Source organism: Pseudomonas sp. GG8, assembly GCF_052976945.1.
Genome location: NZ_JBRIIP010000001.1, coordinates 3353600 through 3372456, shown reverse-complemented (window position 1 = coordinate 3372456; position 18857 = coordinate 3353600). Strand labels below are relative to the sequence as shown.

The following is an 18857-nucleotide window of genomic DNA, read 5'->3' as shown; positions in this document are numbered from 1 at the left end:
GGTGCCTTTTCGCACCTGCCGGATGCCTTGATTACTCAGCTCACCTTGACGGTGCTCAGCTCTGCGCCGTCCTCGCTCATCACGTGGGTCGCGCAGGCCATGCAAGGGTCGAAGGAGTGCAGGGTGCGCAGGATTTCCACCGGCTGATCGGGAATGGCCACGGGGGTGTTCATCAAGGCGGCTTCGAAAGCCCCGATCTGTCCCTTGGCGTCACGCGGGCTGCCGTTCCAGGTGCTCGGCACGACGCACTGGTAGTTTTCGATGCGACCGTCCTTGATGCGTATCCAGTGGCCCAGCGCGCCACGCGGTGCGGCGACGATGCCGACACCTTTGGCTTCGGACGGCCAGGTGGCAGGGTCCCATTTCTCGACGTTGGCGGTGGAACGGTCGCCGTTGCGGATGTTGGTCATCAGCTCGTTCCAGTCGTCGACCATCATCTCCGCGCAGTATTCGGCCTCCAGCGCGCGGGTCAGGGTGCGGCCGATGGTACTCGGCAACAATATCTTGGCGCTGTAGTCGGTCTCAGGCATGCCGAGGGTCTTGGGCAGGCTGTGGTTGACCGCCTGCAACGCGCCCTCAAGTTGCTCTTTGACTCGCTGACAGTGCGGGTTGCCTTTGAGTGCGTGGGCATACCCAAGGATGTAGCGAGCCAGTGGCCCGACCTCCATGGCATGCCCACGCCAGCGAGGCGATTTGACCCAAGAGTATTTCGCGCTTTCGTCGACTTCTTCGATGGCGGTGCGAGTGCCCTTGGTCTTCGCACCCAACTCGTAATTGGCCTCGGTGATGCCGTCCCACGGGTGCAGGCCTTTATCGTTGTCCGGGTAGTTGTACCAAGAGTGGGTGACGAACTCCTGCACTTGCTCCGGATCGCGAGGATCAACCGGAAGGATCTCGTCCCAGTTGCCATTGAGAATCGCGCCGCCCGGCAACTGGTTGGTACTGTCGTCGTAATTGACCTTGGCGTAAGTGCCATAGTCCATCACGTTGGTCGCGGCCAGACCGCCGCCATGCAGCCAGCCTTTCTGTTTGTAGATGGTGCCGATGGCCAGCACGTCCGGTACATAAACGTTGCGGCAGAAGGTCAGCGCTTCATCGATGCGGGCGCGGACGAAGTTCAGCCGTTCCATGTTCAGCGGGGCACCGGCGGCTAGATCGCCGTCGATATTGATCGCGCAGGGCACGCCGCCCACCAGGTAGTTCGGGTGCGGGTTCTTGCCACCGAAAATGGTGTGGATCTTCACCCATTCTTTTTGCAGGTCGAGGGCTTCGAGGTAATGGGTGACCGCCATCAGGTTGGCTTCCGGCGGCAATTGGTAGGCAGGGTTGCCCCAATAGCCATTCATGAACGGCCCGAGTTGGCCGCTTTCGAAAAACTTCTTCAGCCGATTCTGTACGTCGCGGAAATAGCCGGGCGACGACAACGGGTGAGACGGCGAGACCTGTTGCTGCAATTCCGAAGTACGCTTGGGGTCCGCCTTGAGTGCGGACACCACGTCAACCCAATCCAGCGCATGCAGGTGATAGAAGTGCACTGCGTGGTCGTGGATCTGCAGGGTCTTGGCCATCATTTCGCGGATCAGGTGCGCGTTCGGCGGAATGCGGATGCCCAGTGCATCTTCGACTGAACGTACCGAGGCCAGCGCGTGGCAGCCGGTGCACACGCCGCAGATGCGCTCGACGAACGCCCAGGCGTCACGCGGGTCGCGGCCCTTGAGAATCACTTCGAGGCCGCGCCACATGGTGCCGGTGGAGACCGCGTTGCGAATGATGTTGTTGGCGTCGAGGTTGACCTCTACGCGCATGTGGCCTTCGATGCGAGTGACAGGGTCAACGACGATGCGTCGGCCAGTGTTGTTCAGGTCGAAACCCTGGGTCGAATAGTTGCTCATCGATGGTTATTCCTGTCTTGTCGCTGGGGCGTCATGCGGTGCAGTGGGCGTTTTGCCGTTGCTGGCGCGTTTGAGGGCGGTCACTGCGGCATGGGCAGTGACCGCAGCGCCGACCGTGACACCTGCGGCAAGACCGATTTGATCGGCATTGGCCTCCACACCAAAGGCGTTGACGTCAGTCAGGTGTTGGTAGAACGAACCTTTGTCCCAGAACCCTTCCTCGGAACAGCCAATACAGCCGTGCCCGGATTGAATCGGGAAGCTGGTGCCGCCATTCCAGCGCACGGTCGAGCAGGCGTTGTAGGTGGTCGGGCCCTTGCAGCCTACTTTGTAAAGGCAGTAGCCCTTGCGTGCGGCATCATCGTCCCAGGCCTCGACGAACTGGCCGGCGTCGAAGTTCGGACGGCGATAGCACTTGTCGTGGATACGCTGGCTGTAAAACATTTTCGGCCGACCCTGACGGTCCAGTTCAGGCAAACGGTCGAAGGTCAGCATGTAGGTGATCACCCCGGTCATGACTTCGGCGATCGGCGGGCAACCCGGCACTTTGATAATCGGTTTGTCGGTGATGACCTTGTGGATCGGCACCGCTTGGGTCGGGTTGGGTTTGGCCGCTTGCACGCAGCCCCAACTGGCGCAGGAGCCCCAGGAAATGATCGCCTTGGCATCGCGGGAAACGCGCTTCAATTGTTCGATGAACGGCTTGCCACCGATGATGCAGCTCATGCCGTCCTGATTCAGCGGCGGGTTGCCCTCAACGGCGAGGATGTAGTTGCCTTTGTATTTGGTCATGACCTCGTCGAGGATGGCTTCGGCCTGGTGCCCGGCCGCAGCCATCAGGGTGTCGTCGTAATCCAGGGAGATCATCGACAGCACCACGTCCTTGGCCAGCGGGTGCGCGGAGCGGATGAACGACTCGGAACAACAGGTGCATTCCAGGCCATGCAGCCAGAGCACCGGCGTGCGCGGCTTGTTCTCCATCGCCCAGGCGATTTTGGGCATGAACGCCGGGCCGAGCCCCAGTGACGTCGCGGTTAGGGAGCAGAACTTGAGAAAGCTCCGACGTGAGATGCCCTGTCTGCGCATCACTTCATAAAATGTTTCGGTCACCTGTTTTCTCCTCCCCAGGAATATTCTTCGAGTGGGGTTGCACGCCACGTACTGAAAGTAATGCCTGGTAACTACAAGACCTGTGCCATTTCGTCGCGGTCTTGCCGGGTAGCGCTTAATTTCATGTATGCGGTTGTTTTTTAAGGAGTTTTTAATCGTATTCGAGCGTTGCGCTTTAGGGTCGAACGCGCAGTAGTGGATACTTGGTTTCCACTGGTCTTCTTTACTGGTAACGGGCTGATCGGTGAGGGCAGCGCTGTCGCTCAGCCAACGCTGCCCCGAAGGCTCCGACCTGTTTGTCAGGCGGGGACCCGCTTTAAGCCGCAGGGTAGTCGAGGTCCAGCCGGTCGTAGCCTTTAAGACGGTAGAACAGCAGGGAGAGGGTCCACGTGAGGATGAAGAGCCCGATGATCAGGTAGCCGATCAAGCCGAAGTCGTCGTTCAGGGACGCGATAACGTCCCATGCGCCACCTTCCAGACCCAGGCGCGAGGCAATCAGGTGCAGCACTTCCAGGCCACCCACCAGCAGCGCCACCAACACCGAGACCGAGGTGATGGTCAGGTTGTAGTAGAGCTTGCGCGCAGGTTTGATCAGAGCCCAGTGGTAGGCGCCGGTCATCATCACGCTGTCGGCGGTATCGACCAGCGCCATGCCAGCGGTGAACAGCGCGGGGAAGACCAGGATCGACCAGATGGGCAAGTCCTGCGAAGCCTGTGCCGCTGAAATGCCCAGCAAACCTATTTCCGTGGCGGTATCGAAGCCCAGGCCAAACAGAAAGCCTAGTGGGTAAAGGTGCCAGCTGCGGCTGATCAGGCCGAACAGTGGGCGTACCAGTCGCGCAATCAGGCCGCCGCCCGCCAGCATTGCATTCATCTCTTGTTCGCCGACCCGCTCGCCGCGCCGAACCCGGCGAAAAGCCAGGTACACCGAGCGCAGGATGATCAGGTTTATCAGCGCCACCAATAGAAGGAAGACGGCGGAAACCGAGGTGCCAATCAGGCCACCGATACCGTGGAACGCCTCAATGTCCGCCTTGAACGTCGAGGCGGTCAAGGCGATGACCAAGGTCGCGAGGATCACGATGGTGCTGTGTCCCAAGGAAAAGAACAGGCCCACGGTGGCGGTCTGTTGACCCTCTTGAATCAGCTTGCGAGTGACATTATCGATGGCGGCGATATGGTCCGCATCGACGGCATGACGCAGGCCGAAGCTGTAGGCGAGGAACGCGGTGCCGAGCAGCAACGGGTAGTCGCGGAAGGCAATGAAGGCCCAGAGCCAGGCCATAAGATTGACGGCGAGCAGGCCACCGAAAATCATCACCACGTGGCGCTTGAAGATCAAAGGTGCCGCGCTTTTGGCGGTTCCGGCGGCGTTGGATACAGGCATGGGTACTCCGCAAGGAAGGGGGGCTGGCTGGAAATCAAAGAGAATGTCATACAAACCCTGTGCCAGCCCTGTTCGAACGCGCTGCAGCCGTGTTTGTGTGCCGTGCGCTGGACACTGTTCTTGCACTGTTCGTGGGTAAACGGATACTCGCTTTGCAGTGGCGCTAGGCGCGTCTGTGCTTAGTCAGCGGACTGGCTGGGGATGATCAGGGTGAACTCGGCCCCGCCTTTAGGATGATTGCCTGCGATCAGACGGCCACCGCAGCGTTCGACAATGCTGTAGCTGATCGACAGCCCCAGGCCTGTGCCCTTGCCAACCGGTTTGGTGCTGAAGAAGGGGTCGAACACTTGGGTCAGATGTTCTGCGGCAATGCCGCTGCCGTTGTCGCGCAGGCGCAGGGTGACCCAGCCGGGTTCCTGTTCGACGCTTATCCACACTTCCGGTGTTTCGCGCTCGGCAGCCTGGGCGGCGTCGTAGGCGTTTTGCATCAGGTTCATCAGCACTTGCAGCAACTGCCCGCTGTTGCCGTGCACACAAGGTGCACCTTCGGGGTGCCAGTGCACGCGCAGATCTGGTGCGATGCCGCGGGTGATCCAGTGAATGGCCCGCTCGATTACTTCGTTCAGCGCAACCTCGCCCAGCGTCTCGCGATCCACCGCCGAAAAGCGCTTCAGCGCGCTGACAATGTCGGCGGTCCGTTGCGCGCCTTCCAGCGTACCTTCGATCAGCGACGGCAGGTCGGCCAGCAGTGGGTCAATGCGCAACTGTCGGCGCAGGGCTTCACGTATTTCCCGTGGTTCGTCGGCGTTGACCGCCTCCAGATACTGCTCAAGACGCTCTCGGTAACCCCCCAGAACATGGGCATTGGCGAGTACGAAGCTGATCGGGTTGTTCAGTTCGTGGGCGACCCCGGCGACCAACCGACCGAGGGAGGCCATTTTCTCCGCATGCAGCAGTTGTTGCTGGGTGCGCTTAAGGGCTTCGTGGGCTTCGTGCAACTGGCGGTAGGCGTGTTTCAGCTCACCCAGCGGGCGCCCCACCAGCACGTGACCGATGCAGCGTCCGTTGCCAGTACTGCGCACGGTGCAACTGATATCCACTGGCACCGGCGCGCCGAGGCCGTCTTTGAAATTCAGTTCGAGGCTGGCGCTGGCATTGGGTCTGCGCAGGCCGGCCAATGTCTTGCGCAGCTGTTCGTCACTTCGCGCGTCGGCCAGCAAGGCGTAGACCGGGCTGCCGAGGAGTGTCTGTTCGTCGCGTCCTACCAGCGTGCGCAGGGCATTGTTGGATTCTTCGATGCGTCCGTCCGGGTCGCAGGCCAGTAGCACGTCGGACATGGACGACAGCAGCCCGGCGATGAATTGCTGCGACTGCTCCAGCTCGGCATTTTTTTCTTCCAGGGCGATTTCGTCCTGCACCAGCTGTGAATAGACTTCATCCATCTTGCCGATCACTTCCAGCCAGGCGTCCTCGTCGAGGTTGCCGGGCGCTGCTTTGCGCGCCATGACGTTCTCCAGGTTCAATGCACCGTGCAAACCATGCACGGGTCGAAAGAACGAACGATATGCTGCACCGCAACCGGCGTTTTCTCGCCGGGCAGCACGGGTGCGCCCTCCAGGGCTTGCTCCAGTGCACCGGGTCGACCCTGAGCGTCACGCGGGGAAAAATTCCAGGTGGTCGGCGCGATGATCTGGTAGCTGGCGATGCGTCCGTGCTCGACCCGAAGCCAATGGCCGAGGGCGCCGCGCGCCGCTTCAGTGAGGCCCACGGCGCTGCCGTTGTCGGGCAGTTCTGCGGCGCGATAATAGGGTTCGCCGGGGCGCAGGGCCATCAGCCACTGCTCCATCAGCGGCACTACACGGGCCAGTTCCACCAGCCGAGCCAGTACACGGGTGTAGACGGTTGCCCCGCAGCGGGCGACAGCGTCGCGCAGCAACGGTTGACCCGCGATCAGTTGACGGGCCAAGGCGCCGGTTTCGAGCACGGCGCCTGCCAGTCGTGGGGCCTTGTTCCAGGTATAGGCGGCAAGTTTTTCTGCCAGCGGCTCGGTTTGGCCTTGGGCCGGATGCAGCGGGCCGCCGCTGTCATCCAGCCAGGCGTGGGCGGCGTCCTCGCTGATATCCGCCAGCTCCAGGCTTTCTACCCGCTGCGTAGCAGCGTTCCACAGGCCTTGTGGGAACACCATATGTCCGTCGGGCTGCGGATAGGCGCCATAGGACAGGTAGAGCCCCGGTCCCGGACCGAGATGCTCCAGACCGCTGTCCAGCGTGATATCGAGGAACTGGCGCAGATCGCCTTGGCCTGGCGCTTCTGCCTGCCAGGCCCAAAGTTCGTTTTCGCTGCCAAGCCCGACGATGCGCTCCAGTGGGGTGGCGAACAGCTCGGTTTCGAGAAATTGGCGGAACTCGCGCACCCGTGTCAGCAAACGCAGGCGTTCGGCCGCATCAATGGCACGGGTCGAGCCGCCGGGCTGGATGGAGCCCGTGTGCGGCCACTTTCCGCCCAGGGTGCCGATCAGATCCAGCCAGCGTTTGCGGGCGGACACCGCCAGACGTTGCTGGCTGCCCTGGCCCGGCGTAAAGCGCGCCTGAGCCGCCGCGTACCACGGTCGTTCTGCATACGCCGGGCGCACGAAGTCGGGCATGAAAAATAAATAGAAATGAGTCAGGTGGTCAGCGAGGTTCTCTGTCGCCGCCATGAGATTAATCGTCAGCAGACCGTTGTCAGGCGGTTGCACGCCAGCCAGTGAGGCCAGTGCACGGGCGGCGGCAATCGACTGCGATACCGAGCAAATCCCACAGATACGTGGGGCATAGACCAGCGCATCAAGCGGGGCGTGTTGTAGCAGTATTTGCTCGAAGCCGCGAAACATGGTGGCGTTGACCTGCGCCGAACGCACGCGGCCGTCTTCCACCTCAAGCTGCACTTCGAGGTCACCTTCGACACGATTGAAAGGACCCACCACCAGACGTGACATAAGGCTTTCCTAACGCCGTGGGATAAGCACAACGGGCGCGATGAGTTGATGGTCGGACGTGGCGTTCTGCTTGACCCGCTTGGGCGTTGCCGATTTGGACAGCGCTGACAGGGCGACAAACCAGGCTTTGGGCATGTCGGTTGGCAGGCCGATGGGAATGCCTGCCACCTTGGGCGTGAGGTTGAACGCATGCCCCGGTTCTTCGAAACCAGGGGCGGTGCAGTTGATGCAGGCATAGCCGCCACGGGTGCAGGAGCCTTCGCCGTTCCACAAGCGCGTATTGCAATCAGCGTGGGCCTGGGTGCCCTTGCAGCCGAGGTTTTCCATCATGCAGCCGAGGTCCGAAGGTTTCTCGGCGCTGGCCTTGTATTCGTAGAACTCGTTACGCGTGCAGCCGTGGTGAACCAACTGATCGGCGTAGAAGCGCGGCCGCCCCAGGATGTCCAGGTCGGGCTCGGCGAACAGGCCGGCGGCCAGTGACATGAGGGTGTCGGTGACCCAGCCAGGGTGAGTCGGGCATCCGGCAACGTTGATCACCGGCAGGCCGCGACGTGAACGGTAATCGGCACCCAGCAAGCCGCCCAGGCGATGGCCGTCGTATTGCAAGCCGCAGGCGTCCGTCGGGTTATTACCGGCAGCGGTGATGCCGCCATACGCGGCGCAGGTACCGATGCCCAACGTGTATTCGGCTACTTCGGCCAGGTCCCGAACCCAGTCGATCATTGCCCGACCCGTGCCGGCCAGCATGTGAAAGCGCCCGGTGCCGTTGGGGCCGCGAAGCATGGAGCCTTCGATACACAGCGCGTCGAGACGGGTACGTCCCTGCAAGCAGTCGTTGAGGATACTGACCATTTCGTCGCCGGTTTCCAGCGACAGCGACGGGTGCCAGAGCAGTTCGATTCCGGCACTGCGCCACATGCCTGCGAAGTCCTGAGTGTCGGCGCACAGCAGCGACATCGTGCAGCCCCCACAGCCACCCGATTGCAGCCAAAGCACGTTGAACGCGTTGTCTTTCATCAGGACTCCTCCAAACCGAAGCGGCGCAGTTTCTGCCGCAAGCCTACGCGGGACAGGCCCAACTCACGGGCCGCGTGGGTCTTGTTCCAGCGATGACGCAACAGCGACTCTTTTAACAGGGTTGCCTCAATGGCGTCGAGTTGCTCTTGCAGTGTCCCGCTTGGGCTTGAGGTCGGTGTACTGGTGGACAGGGCAAGTCTGGCCTGGCCTTGCAATACGCGCCAGGAGAAGGCCCGCGCGTTGATTTGCGCGCCATCGGACAAGGCGGCGGCGCGGTAAATCTCGTTGCGCAGTTCGCGGATATTACCGGGCCAGGAATAGCCGATCAGGCTGGCCAAGGCATCGTTGGCGAAGTTCAATTCGGGTAAATCGAGTTCCTGGCGGGCGTCATCCAGCAACTTGTTGGCAATCGGTAATACGTCAGCGCTGCGTTCGCGCAGTGGCGGCAGCGCCAGGCTGACGCCCGCCAGCCGGTAATAAAGATCGCTACGGAAACGTCCGGCGCGCACGTCCTCTTCAAGGTCGCGGTGGGTCGCGGCAATGACCCGAACGTCGACTCGAACTGTGCTGGACGCGCCGACCGGACGCAGCTCGCCTTCTTGCAGAACCCGCAATAACTTGACCTGAAACGCCGGTGAAGTATCACCGATCTCGTCGAGCAGCAGGGTGCCGCCGTTTGCCCTCTGGAACAGGCCGATGTGATCCTGGTGGGCGCCGGTGAAGGCGCCACGCTTGTGACCGAAAAGCTCGGACTCAAGCAGGGTGTCGGGCAGCGCCGCGCAGTTCTCCATGACAAACGCGTTGGCCGCTCGCGGGCTGGCATAGTGAATGCCGCGAGCGAGCAGTTCCTTGCCGGTGCCCGACTCACCCAGCAGCAGCACTGGAAGGTCGTAGCGGGCAACGCGCGCGGCCATTTCACAGAGCGCATCCAGCGGTCCGCCAACGGCGCGCACAATGCGTGAAAAGTCGAAGGTTTCACGGACCCTGGAAAGGGTCTCCTGGTTGCGCCGTCGCAACACTGGCGTGCCGGCGCGCAGCTCCAGATCCAGTCGTTGCATATGATTTTGTAGGGCCTGGCTTTCCACCGCGTTGCGTACGGTGCTCAGCAAGTGCTCCGGTAACCAGGGTTTGAGCAGATACTGATAGATCCCGGCGAGGTTGATGCCGTTGATGATGTCTTCCGAATCGGTGTAGCCGGAAAGAACAATACGCACGACTTCCGGCCAGCGCTCGCGAGCTTCCTGGAGGAACTCGATGCCACTCATGCCGGGCATGCGCTGGTCGCAGATAATCACCGAGACCGGGTGCTCTTCGAGCAGCTTGCGGGCCTCGATCGCCGAGTCGGCCAGGAGCACTTCAAACTCTTGATTCAGCACCCGACACAGCGACTCCCGCGAGCGCAACTCGTCATCGACAACAAGAATTGTCGGCAAGTCGGGTTGGGTATCGGACGTCGAGGTCATGGGCAAAAAAAGAAGAGAAGAGAAGATTTCACGACGATGCCAGACGGCTGCGAATGAGGGGCGATAGTAACACGGCCGTGGCTGACGGGCGGTTCGTTTGCAGCGGGTCAGACGCTGACAAGCGTCCGTACCAAGCTCACTAACGCTCCAGACTCAGCCCATTGGCTGGCAATGGCAACGCCGTTTTGTAGCGCACCTGCTTGAGCGCGAAGTTGGAGCGAATGTTGGCCACTCCTGGCACTTTGGTCAGGAAATCCAGCAAAAAACGCTCCAGTGCCTGAATGGTCGGCACCAGCACCCGGATCAAATAATCTGGGTCGCCCGCCATCAAATAGCACTCCATCACTTCGGGACGATTGGCGATGGCCTCTTCGAACTCGTGCAAGGCTTCCTCAACCTGCTTTTCCAGGCTGACATGGATAAACACGTTGACGTGCAGTCCTAATAGTTCCGGGTCCAGCAGGGTGACTTGTTGCCGGATGAGCCCCAGGTCTTCCATCGCCTTGACCCGATTGAAGCAGGGGGTAGGGGAGAGATTGACGGAGCGTGCGAGGTCGGCATTGGTGATTCTGGCATTCTCTTGAAGACTGTTGAGAATCCCTATGTCAGTACGATCAAGCTTTCTCATGAGACAAATACGCCTGTTTATTCTATTTATTCAGAATAAATATCTTTAAATGGCTCTGCACGCAACGAAGTTGAGAAAAATATTCTCCACGCTCAGGCCTATGATTTGTGTAGGACAAGATTTTCCAAAGGGGATATCGGCGTCCAATGATTGAACAAGCTCCAGCGCCCAACAAAAACACATGACAAAAGCGAGCGTAGAGAAAGCCCATGAACGAATACGAACCCCTGCGCCTGCACGTTCCTGAACCTTCTGGCCGTCCAGGCTGTAAAACCGATTTTTCGTACCTGCATCTGAACGATGCCGGTCTCGTCCGCAAGCCCCCGATTGATGTCGAACCGTCCGATACCGCTGACCTCGCCAAAGGCCTGATTCGGGTGCTCGACGATCAAGGTCAGGCACTCGGCCCATGGGCTGAAGGCGTTTCTGTCGAAATCCTGCGTAAAGGCATGCGTGCCATGCTCAAGACGCGGATTTTCGACAACCGCATGGTCGTTGCCCAGCGCCAGAAGAAAATGTCGTTCTACATGCAGAGTCTTGGCGAAGAGGCCATTGGCAGCGCCCAGGCTTTGGCATTGAACGTAACCGACATGTGTTTTCCAACCTATCGTCAGCAAAGCATCCTGATGGCCCGCGAAGTGCCGTTGGTGGATCTGATTTGCCAACTGCTGTCCAACGAACGCGACCCCCTCAAAGGACGGCAGCTGCCGATCATGTACTCAGTACGTGACTTCGGATTTTTCTCCATCTCCGGCAATCTGGCCACCCAATTCGTCCAGGCGGTTGGCTGGGGCATGGCGTCGGCGATCAAGGGCGATACTAAAATCGCGTCGGCCTGGATCGGCGATGGCGCCACCGCCGAATCGGATTTCCACACCGCCCTCACGTTCGCCCACGTCTACCGTGCGCCAGTAATCCTCAACGTGGTCAACAATCAATGGGCCATCTCTACCTTCCAGGCCATTGCCGGCGGCGAAGCAACGACTTTTGCCGGTCGCGGTGTGGGCTGCGGTATTGCCTCGTTGCGGGTGGATGGCAACGATTTCGTGGCGGTCTACGCGGCCTCGGCCTGGGCGGCTGAACGCGCACGACGCAACCTGGGCCCGACTCTGATCGAGTGGGTGACCTACCGTGCCGGCCCGCACTCGACGTCGGATGATCCGTCCAAATACCGTCCGGCCGATGACTGGAGTCACTTCCCGTTGGGCGACCCGATCATGCGCCTCAAGCAACACCTGATCCGCATCGGCCAATGGTCCGAAGAGGAGCACGCGGCCACCAGCGCCGAGCTCGAAGCCGAAATCATCGCTGCGCAGAAAGAAGCCGAACGCTACGGCACCTTGGCGGGCGGGCAAATGCCCAGCGCCGCGACCATCTTCGAAGACGTCTATAAAGAGATGCCGGAGCACCTACGCCTGCAGCGCCAGCAACTGGGGATCTGACATGAACGATCACAACAATAATATTCAGTTGGAAACCGCCATGACCACAACCACCATGACCATGATCCAGGCCTTGCGCTCGGCCATGGACATCATGCTTGAGCGTGACAATAACGTGGTTGTGTTCGGCCAGGACGTGGGCTATTTCGGCGGCGTTTTTCGCTGCACCGAAGGCCTGCAAGGCAAATATGGCACCTCGCGAGTGTTCGATGCGCCGATCTCCGAAAGCGGGATCGTCGGCGTCGCGGTGGGCATGGGGGCTTACGGATTGCGGCCAGTGGTCGAGATTCAGTTCGCCGATTACGTTTACCCGGCGTCGGATCAGATCATTTCTGAAGCCGCACGTTTGCGCTATCGCTCGGCCGGCGAGTTCACCGCCCCATTGACCCTGCGCATGCCCTGCGGTGGCGGCATTTATGGCGGTCAGACTCACAGCCAAAGCATTGAGGCGATGTTCACCCAAGTCTGCGGTTTGCGCACGGTCATGCCGTCCAACCCCTATGACGCCAAGGGCCTGTTGATCGCCTCCATCGAGAATGATGATCCGGTGATTTTTCTTGAACCCAAACGCCTGTATAACGGCCCGTTCGATGGTCACCACGACCGCCCGGTAACGCCGTGGTCGAAACACCCGGCGAGTGCCGTGCCTGACGGTTATTACAAAGTGCCGCTGGACGTGGCGGCGATTGCCCGCCCCGGCAACGACGTCACCGTGCTGACCTATGGCACCACTGTGTATGTGTCTCAAGTGGCGGCCGAGGAAACCGGCATTGACGCTGAAGTCATCGATCTGCGCAGCCTCTGGCCGCTGGACCTGGAAACCATTGTCAATTCGGTGAAGAAAACCGGTCGCTGTGTGGTGGTTCACGAAGCCACGCGCACCTGCGGCTTTGGCGCTGAACTGGTGGCGTTGGTGCAAGAACACTGCTTCCACTATCTGGAAGCACCTATCGAGCGCGTCACCGGATGGGATACCCCTTATCCTCATGCTCAAGAGTGGGCGTATTTCCCCGGTCCATCCCGAGTGGGTGCGGCTTTGAAACGGGTCATGGAGGTCTGAATGGGCACGCACGTTATTAAAATGCCGGACATTGGTGAAGGCATTGCAGAAGTTGAATTGTCTCAGTGGCACGTCAAGGTCGGCGATATGGTCGTTGAAGACCAGGTGCTGGCCGATGTCATGACCGACAAGGCGATGGTCGATATCCCGTCCCCGGTACATGGCAAGGTGATCGCCCTCGGCGGGCAGCCCGGTGAAGTCATGGCCGTAGGCAGTGAGCTGATTCGGATCGAAGTCGAAGGCGCCGGTAACCTCAAGGAGACCGCCTCGGGTGCCGTGGCCGAATCCGCCCGTGAGCCCGTGCTTGTCGCCCCGCCCAAGGTCGATGTCAGCGTCGTGGCTGAAGCCAAACCTCAAGCCGCGCCTGTCCCCGGTGTAAAACGCTCGCTGGAAGCCCGGTCTACTCGGCAGGCCAATGATCGTCCGTTAGCCTCGCCAGCCGTGCGCAAGCGTGCCCTGGATGCCGGTATTGAATTGCGTTTTGTGCAGGGCAGTGGTCCGGCCGGCATTATTCGGCATGAAGATCTGGACGCGTATATCGAGCAGAGCCAGCAGGCCAGTGCAGCCCCCGCAGCCGCTTACGCCGAGCGCAATGACGAACAGCAGATCCCAGTGATCGGCTTGCGACGCAAAATCGCCCAACGCATGCAAGACGCCACCCGCCGTGCGGCGCACTTCAGTTATGTCGAAGAAGTGGACGTCACCGCGCTCGAAGAACTGCGTGTCCACCTCAACGAAAAATGGGGCGCCAGTCGCGGCAAACTGACGCTGTTGCCATTTCTTGTACGCGCGATGGTGGTGGCTCTGCGCGACTTCCCGCAGATCAACGCTCGCTACGACGATGAAGCGCAAATCATCACTCGTCACGGCGCGGTGCATGTCGGTGTTGCGACCCAAAGCGATAACGGTCTGATGGTGCCGGTAATCCGTCACGCCGAAGCCCGCAGTCTGTGGGCCAACGCTGAGGAGATCTCCCGGCTCGCCAGCGCTGCACGTACAGGCAAAGCCAGTCGCGACGAGATGTCCGGCTCCACGATTACCTTGACCAGCCTCGGCGCATTGGGCGGCATTGTCAGTACGCCGGTACTTAATCTGCCGGAAGTGGCCATCGTCGGGGTCAATCGCATCGTCGAGCGGCCGATGGTGATTAAAGGCCAGATCGTGATTCGAAAAATGATGAATCTCTCCAGCTCCTTCGACCATCGCGTGGTCGATGGCATGGACGCGGCGCAATTCATCCAGGCCATTCGCGGCTTGCTCGAACAACCCGCCACCCTGTTTGTGGAGTAATCATGCAGCAGACTCTGAGCACCACCTTGCTGATCATCGGCGGCGGCCCCGGCGGTTATGTCGCGGCGATCCGTGCCGGGCAGTTGGGCATACCGACTATTTTGATCGAAGGCCAGACACTGGGTGGCACCTGCCTGAACGTCGGCTGCATACCGTCCAAGGCGCTGATCCACGTCGCGGAACAGTTCCATCAGACCACGCGCTTCAGTCAAGGCTCGGCGCTGGGTATCAGTGTCCAGCCGCCCACCCTGGACATTGGCCAAAGCGTGAACTGGAAGAACGGCATCGTTGACCGCTTGACCTCGGGCGTCGCGGCGTTGCTGAAGAAAAACAAGGTTCAGGTCATTCACGGCTGGGCGCGGATCATTGACGGCAAGACCGTCGAGGTTGAAGGCGCTGGCATGCGTATTCAGTGCGAGCACCTGCTGCTGGCCACCGGATCGACCTCGGTCAATCTGCCGATGCTGCCCCTCGGTGGGCCGATCATTTCGTCCACTGAAGCGCTGACACCCAGCGCCATCCCCAAGCGTTTGATCGTGGTCGGTGCCGGTTATATTGGCCTGGAGTTGGGCATTGCCTACAGCAAGCTGGGCGCGGACGTCAGCGTGGTCGAGGCTCGCGACCGGATCTTGCCGGCTTACGATCAGGAACTGACCCAGCCGATTGCCGAGACCCTGAAAACCCTGGGTGTGAAGCTGTACCTGCAACACAGCGTCGAAGGTTTCGACCCCGTCACGCAGACCTTGCAGGTGCGTAATCCAGAGGGCGAGACCCTCGAGCTGGAAGCTGATCAGGTGTTGGTCGCTGTCGGTCGTCGTCCGCACACCCAAGGCTGGAACCTTGAAGCCCTGGCGTTGGACATGAACGGCGCGGCGATCAAGATCGACGAGCGTTGTCAGACCAGCATGCGTAATGTCTGGGCCATTGGCGACTTGGCGGGGGAGCCGATGCTCGCTCACCGCGCCATGGCTCAAGGCGAAATGGTCGCGGAGCTGGTCGCGGGCAAACACCGAGAGTTCAATCCGCTGGCGATTGCCGCCGTGTGCTTTACCGACCCGGAGCTGGTGGTGGTCGGCAAGACGCCTCAGGAGGCCAAGGCCGAAGGACTGGACGTGCTGGTCGCCAACTTCCCGTTCGCTGCCAACGGCCGGGCGATGACCCTGGAATCGAAAAGCGGTTTCGTGCGGGTGGTCGCGCGAAGTGACAATCACCTGATTCTCGGCTGGCAAGCCGTCGGGGTCGGCGTGTCGGAACTGTCTACGGCCTTTGCCCAATCCCTGGAAATGGGCGCTCGCCTGGAAGACATCGCAGGCACCATCCACGCCCACCCGACACTCGGCGAAGCGGTTCAGGAAGCGGCGCTACGTGCGCTGGGGCATGCGTTGCATCTCTGACGATCTGAACCTGTGGGGCACCCCGGCACGCGCAGTGTAGTGCGCGAAGGCATTCGAGCCGGGCGCCCCTCATGTTCCGGACGGGTCAATGCGCTGATCAGCCAGCGATGACAGCGTCGCGCCGTTCGCCTGACGCGTTTTTCAGGAAACTGAGCAGCGCTACCACCGGGAACGCGCTGCCAGCAACGACGATCCACAGCCAGCCGCCGTGGTCATACAGCACGCTGGCAATCGCCGAACCGAAGGCCCCTCCGATGAAAATACTGGTCATGTACAGCGCATTCAGGCGGCTGCGGCTGGCGGCATCCAGGGCGTAGACCGCACGCTGCCCCAACACCATGTTCATCTGCACGCAGAAGTCCAGGACCACACCGGTCACGGCCAGTCCGATCACGCTGTAAATCGGGTGAATCAGCGCCGGCAAGAAACTCAACGCAGCCAGAACCAATGCCCCGAGGCTGGCAATGCGGGTGTGTCCGGCATCGGCCAGACGCCCACTGATGGGCGCTGCGATCGCGCCGATGGCACCGACCAGCGCGAACAAGGCGATCTGTGTCTGCGACAGGCCATGGTTGCGTGCCAGCTCCAGCGGTACGGCGGTCCAGAACAAGCTGAACGCAGCAAACATCAGCCCTTGGTAGAACGCCCGCTGACGTAAAACTGGTTGCGTACGCAGCAAGGTCCACAGTGAAAACAGCAGTTGCCCGTACGAGGCGCTATGGTCAGGTTGGCGTTTGGGCATGGTGGTGGCAAGCACCACACTGATGATCATCATTAGTACCGATGCCGAGACAAACACCGCGCGCCAGCCGAAGTGGTCGGCGATCACGCTGGACAGTGGCCGTGCCAGCAGAATCCCCAGCAGTAACCCGCCCATGATCCCGCCAACGACCCGCCCCCGAGATTCCTCAGGTGCTAGATGCGCCGCCAGCGGAATCAGGATTTGCACCGACACTGAACTGAACCCCACCAACAACGACGCGAGCAAAAACACATTCGGTTGTTGACTGAACGCTGCGCCCAACAAGCTGATGATGGCCAACAGGGAGGTCATGATCATCAACCGTCGGTTCTCCAGCAGGTCGCCCAACGGCACTAGGAAGAACAGCCCAAGCGCGTAGCCGATCTGAGTCAGCGACACGATCACGCTGGCCATGGTGCTGGACAGGCCGATGTCGGGCGCAATCAGCTCGATGATTGGCTGGGCGTAATAGATATTGCCGACAATAGCGCCACAGCAAAACGCGAACAGCATTACCATGCCTCGCGTCATAGTGGGGGCCTCGGCGTGGCGGGTTTGGGTCGTGGTACTCATAAGAAAAGCGTTCTCGGGCGGACAAGTGAACCAAACACGCCTGCAACATGCGCGCGAAAGGCTGTCTGGTAATAGATTGCGCGCAGGCTAATTGTTCTGCCGCGAGGTGAGAAGGGGGGTGAGGGTGATAGCGACTATTCCTGAAAATAATGATGGGGTGCTTACCCTTTATTTCCGCCTTCCAACTCAATGTCCAACCGCTTCAACCTTGAAGCCAGGGTTGTAGGTTTAAGCCCCAACAGCTCCGCCGCGCCGCCTTTGCCGAACAGTTTTCCGTTGGCGGCGTTGAGGCGCGACGCTCCGTTTCCAGATAGGCGCGCGCTCTTATCCGCGCTTTATCTCTTCATTCTTGTGTTTGTCAGGCTGACCCAGGTCCTTGCTTCCTCGTTGCTTGGGTGGACCGCTTTCGCTGCGGATTTGGGCATGGCTGATCAGGGCGAAAATAAAACTGCCGCCGATAATGTTGCCAGCCAGGGTCGGCCCGGCAAAGGTCAGCCAGAAGTCTTTCCACGGCAGTTGGCCGGCGAACACCAGGTATGAAACCTCGGCCGAACCGACGACGATGTGGGTGAAATCGCCCAGCGCCATCAGGTAGGTGATGAGGAGGATGATCCAGATTTTTGCGCTCTCCATGGACGGGATCATCCAGACCATGGTGGCGATCATCCAGCCGGAAATGATGCCCTTGGAGAACATCTGGCTGACGTTGTTTTCCATGACCTTACGGCCAATATCGAGAAACGCTGCATCGGTTTTTGCATCGAAAATCGGCAAGTGCAGCATGACGTAGGCCACCAACAGGGTGCCGGTCAGGTTGCCGATCAATACCACGCCCCACAAACGCAAGAGCCGGCCGAAGTTGCCCAGCGTTGGTTTGGTCATCACCGGCAGCACGGCGGTCAGGGTGTTTTCGGTGAACAACTGCTGACGTGCCAGAATTACCGCAAGAAACCCCGCCGAATAACCCAGGCTGGCGATTACTTTGCTGGTATCGCCTTCGGGCAGTCGAGCATCGAGCAGGCCCATGGCCATCAGCGATAAGCCCATGGTCAGACCAGCAGCGAGGGCCGACCACCAAAGAGCGGCGATGCTGCGCTCAAGCTCCTGATCACCCTGGAGGCGAATGGTTTCGTGCAGCACGGCGGCACGTGGGGGCTGGTTTTTGTCGACCTCTCTTTCTTCTTCAGCGGACAGACCAGGGGTCTTGCCATCTTTTTCACTGTCCATAAGCGCCTCGGGTCGAATTTAGTAATGTCGCTAAGTCGTGCATCGAATGCTGCACGGCACTGATGGTTGAGACACAATTCGCTGCTGAGCGTTCGCCCTCCGGGGTGAGAGCATTTCGTTAAGTAAAACCGTTCAAATTCAGGAGCGTGACCGTGAGCATCCATATCCGCGAAGCGACCAGGGCCGATGCCAGGGTTATTCTGGGTTTTATCACCGAACTGGCGATCTACGAAAAGGCCGAGCATGAAGTGTTGGCCAGTGTGGCGGACATCGAGCGCAGCCTGTTTGACGAGCCGTCGCCAGCACGGGCGCTGATCTGCCTGCAGAATGATGAACCGATTGGTTTCGCCGTGTACTTCTTGAGCTATTCCACCTGGCAGGGGCGCAAGGGTTTGTACCTGGAAGACCTGTTCATCTCGGCCAGCCATCGCGGCGGCGGGGCGGGCAAGAAAATGCTCCGGCATCTGGCGAAGCTGGCATACGACAGCGGTTGTGGTCGTTTCGAATGGAGCGTGCTGGACTGGAACACACCGGCTATCGATTTTTATAAAGCCATCGGCGCCGCGCCGCAGGATGAGTGGGTGCGCTACCGGCTGGACGGCGAAACCCTGAAGAGCTTTGCGTTAGGCGAGTAGGTGCTGCGCACGCTTGCCCC

Annotated in this window: 15 protein-coding genes; 5 read left to right on the top strand and 10 right to left on the bottom strand. The window is 60.3% G+C overall.

The genetic code is table 11. The annotated features are described in order from the left end of the window. Window positions 1-35: 35 nt before the first annotated feature. From ACVBEG_RS16315 to bkdR, 8 genes are all read right to left on the bottom strand, one after another. A complete protein-coding gene (locus tag ACVBEG_RS16315) occupies window positions 36-1892 on the bottom strand; it encodes a nickel-dependent hydrogenase large subunit (RefSeq protein WP_219063220.1) in 1857 nt (618 codons plus the stop codon). Window positions 1893-1898: 6 nt separating this feature from the next. After that, window positions 1899-3002 carry a hydrogenase small subunit gene (locus ACVBEG_RS16310; protein WP_257604422.1) on the bottom strand — a complete coding sequence of 368 codons (1104 nt, stop codon included), beginning with the start codon at window positions 3000-3002 and terminating at the stop codon, window positions 1899-1901. 316 nt (window positions 3003-3318) lie between these two features. Beyond that, window positions 3319-4389: a HoxN/HupN/NixA family nickel/cobalt transporter gene (locus ACVBEG_RS16305; RefSeq protein ID WP_322178549.1), complete on the bottom strand. Its 1071-nt coding sequence runs from the start codon at window positions 4387-4389 to the stop codon at window positions 3319-3321. A 179-nt stretch (window positions 4390-4568) separates the two neighbouring features. Beyond that, window positions 4569-5894: a PAS domain-containing sensor histidine kinase gene (locus ACVBEG_RS16300; RefSeq protein ID WP_322178550.1), complete on the bottom strand. Its 1326-nt coding sequence runs from the start codon at window positions 5892-5894 to the stop codon at window positions 4569-4571. 14 nt (window positions 5895-5908) lie between these two features. After that, the gene (locus tag ACVBEG_RS16295) at window positions 5909-7366 is read right to left on the bottom strand and encodes a nickel-dependent hydrogenase large subunit (RefSeq protein ID WP_447108057.1); all 1458 of its coding nucleotides are present in this window, start codon (window positions 7364-7366) and stop codon (window positions 5909-5911) included. A 9-nt stretch (window positions 7367-7375) separates the two neighbouring features. After that, on the bottom strand, window positions 7376-8383 hold the full coding sequence (locus ACVBEG_RS16290; RefSeq protein WP_322178552.1) for an NADH-quinone oxidoreductase subunit B family protein: 1008 nt from the start codon (window positions 8381-8383) through the stop codon (window positions 7376-7378). Continuing rightward, a complete protein-coding gene (locus ACVBEG_RS16285; RefSeq protein ID WP_322178553.1) occupies window positions 8383-9846 on the bottom strand; it encodes a sigma-54-dependent transcriptional regulator in 1464 nt (487 codons plus the stop codon). Before ACVBEG_RS16285 ends, ACVBEG_RS16290 begins: the two co-directional genes overlap by 1 nt. Before the next feature lie 139 nt (window positions 9847-9985). After that, window positions 9986-10474: a Bkd operon transcriptional regulator BkdR gene (bkdR, locus tag ACVBEG_RS16280; protein WP_322178554.1), complete on the bottom strand. Its 489-nt coding sequence runs from the start codon at window positions 10472-10474 to the stop codon at window positions 9986-9988. A gap of 209 nt (window positions 10475-10683) precedes the next feature. Here bkdR and ACVBEG_RS16275 point away from each other — a divergent pair, with 209 nt between their 5' ends. From ACVBEG_RS16275 to lpdA, 4 genes are read left to right on the top strand one after another with little or no spacing between them, the layout of a single operon-like run. Next, on the top strand, window positions 10684-11916 hold the full coding sequence (locus ACVBEG_RS16275) for a 3-methyl-2-oxobutanoate dehydrogenase (2-methylpropanoyl-transferring) subunit alpha (protein ID WP_322178555.1): 1233 nt from the start codon (window positions 10684-10686) through the stop codon (window positions 11914-11916). Window position 11917: 1 nt separating this feature from the next. After that, the gene (locus ACVBEG_RS16270) at window positions 11918-12976 is read left to right on the top strand and encodes an alpha-ketoacid dehydrogenase subunit beta (RefSeq protein WP_322178556.1); all 1059 of its coding nucleotides are present in this window, start codon (window positions 11918-11920) and stop codon (window positions 12974-12976) included. Continuing rightward, window positions 12977-14266, top strand: coding sequence for a dihydrolipoamide acetyltransferase family protein (locus ACVBEG_RS16265; RefSeq protein ID WP_322178557.1), 1290 nt, complete (start codon window positions 12977-12979; stop codon window positions 14264-14266). It begins immediately after the preceding gene. Between the two features lie 2 nt (window positions 14267-14268). Then, window positions 14269-15660, top strand: coding sequence for a dihydrolipoyl dehydrogenase (lpdA, locus tag ACVBEG_RS16260; protein WP_322178558.1), 1392 nt, complete (start codon window positions 14269-14271; stop codon window positions 15658-15660). A 97-nt stretch (window positions 15661-15757) separates the two neighbouring features. Here lpdA and ACVBEG_RS16255 read toward each other — a convergent pair whose 3' ends face one another. Continuing rightward, window positions 15758-16975 carry an MFS transporter gene (locus tag ACVBEG_RS16255; RefSeq protein WP_447108056.1) on the bottom strand — a complete coding sequence of 406 codons (1218 nt, stop codon included), beginning with the start codon at window positions 16973-16975 and terminating at the stop codon, window positions 15758-15760. Window positions 16976-17299: 324 nt separating this feature from the next. Then, on the bottom strand, window positions 17300-18202 hold the full coding sequence (locus ACVBEG_RS16250; protein ID WP_322178560.1) for a formate/nitrite transporter family protein: 903 nt from the start codon (window positions 18200-18202) through the stop codon (window positions 17300-17302). Between the two features lie 152 nt (window positions 18203-18354). On the opposite strand from ACVBEG_RS16250, the gene ACVBEG_RS16245 reads away from it, so the two are divergent. After that, window positions 18355-18837 (top strand): GNAT family N-acetyltransferase, encoded by a 483-nt coding sequence (locus ACVBEG_RS16245; RefSeq protein ID WP_322178561.1) that lies wholly within the window; start codon window positions 18355-18357, stop codon window positions 18835-18837. Window positions 18838-18857 lie beyond the last annotated feature (20 nt).

What these genes read in the sequence shown, in the direction of transcription:
- ACVBEG_RS16315 (WP_219063220.1), bottom strand. Translation starts at nt 1,892, where the DNA reads ATGAGCAACTATTCGACCCAGGGTTTCGACCTGAACAACACTGGCCGA.
- ACVBEG_RS16305 (WP_322178549.1), bottom strand. Translation starts at nt 4,389, where the DNA reads ATGCCTGTATCCAACGCCGCCGGAACCGCCAAAAGCGCGGCACCTTTG.
- ACVBEG_RS16300 (WP_322178550.1), bottom strand. Translation starts at nt 5,894, where the DNA reads ATGGCGCGCAAAGCAGCGCCCGGCAACCTCGACGAGGACGCCTGGCTG.
- ACVBEG_RS16295 (WP_447108057.1), bottom strand. Translation starts at nt 7,366, where the DNA reads ATGTCACGTCTGGTGGTGGGTCCTTTCAATCGTGTCGAAGGTGACCTC.
- ACVBEG_RS16290 (WP_322178552.1), bottom strand. Translation starts at nt 8,383, where the DNA reads ATGAAAGACAACGCGTTCAACGTGCTTTGGCTGCAATCGGGTGGCTGT.
- ACVBEG_RS16285 (WP_322178553.1), bottom strand. Translation starts at nt 9,846, where the DNA reads ATGACCTCGACGTCCGATACCCAACCCGACTTGCCGACAATTCTTGTT.
- bkdR (WP_322178554.1), bottom strand. Translation starts at nt 10,474, where the DNA reads ATGAGAAAGCTTGATCGTACTGACATAGGGATTCTCAACAGTCTTCAA.
- ACVBEG_RS16275 (WP_322178555.1), top strand. Translation starts at nt 10,684, where the DNA reads ATGAACGAATACGAACCCCTGCGCCTGCACGTTCCTGAACCTTCTGGC.
- ACVBEG_RS16270 (WP_322178556.1), top strand. Translation starts at nt 11,918, where the DNA reads ATGAACGATCACAACAATAATATTCAGTTGGAAACCGCCATGACCACA.
- ACVBEG_RS16265 (WP_322178557.1), top strand. Translation starts at nt 12,977, where the DNA reads ATGGGCACGCACGTTATTAAAATGCCGGACATTGGTGAAGGCATTGCA.
- lpdA (WP_322178558.1), top strand. Translation starts at nt 14,269, where the DNA reads ATGCAGCAGACTCTGAGCACCACCTTGCTGATCATCGGCGGCGGCCCC.
- ACVBEG_RS16255 (WP_447108056.1), bottom strand. Translation starts at nt 16,975, where the DNA reads ATGAGTACCACGACCCAAACCCGCCACGCCGAGGCCCCCACTATGACG.
- ACVBEG_RS16250 (WP_322178560.1), bottom strand. Translation starts at nt 18,202, where the DNA reads ATGGACAGTGAAAAAGATGGCAAGACCCCTGGTCTGTCCGCTGAAGAA.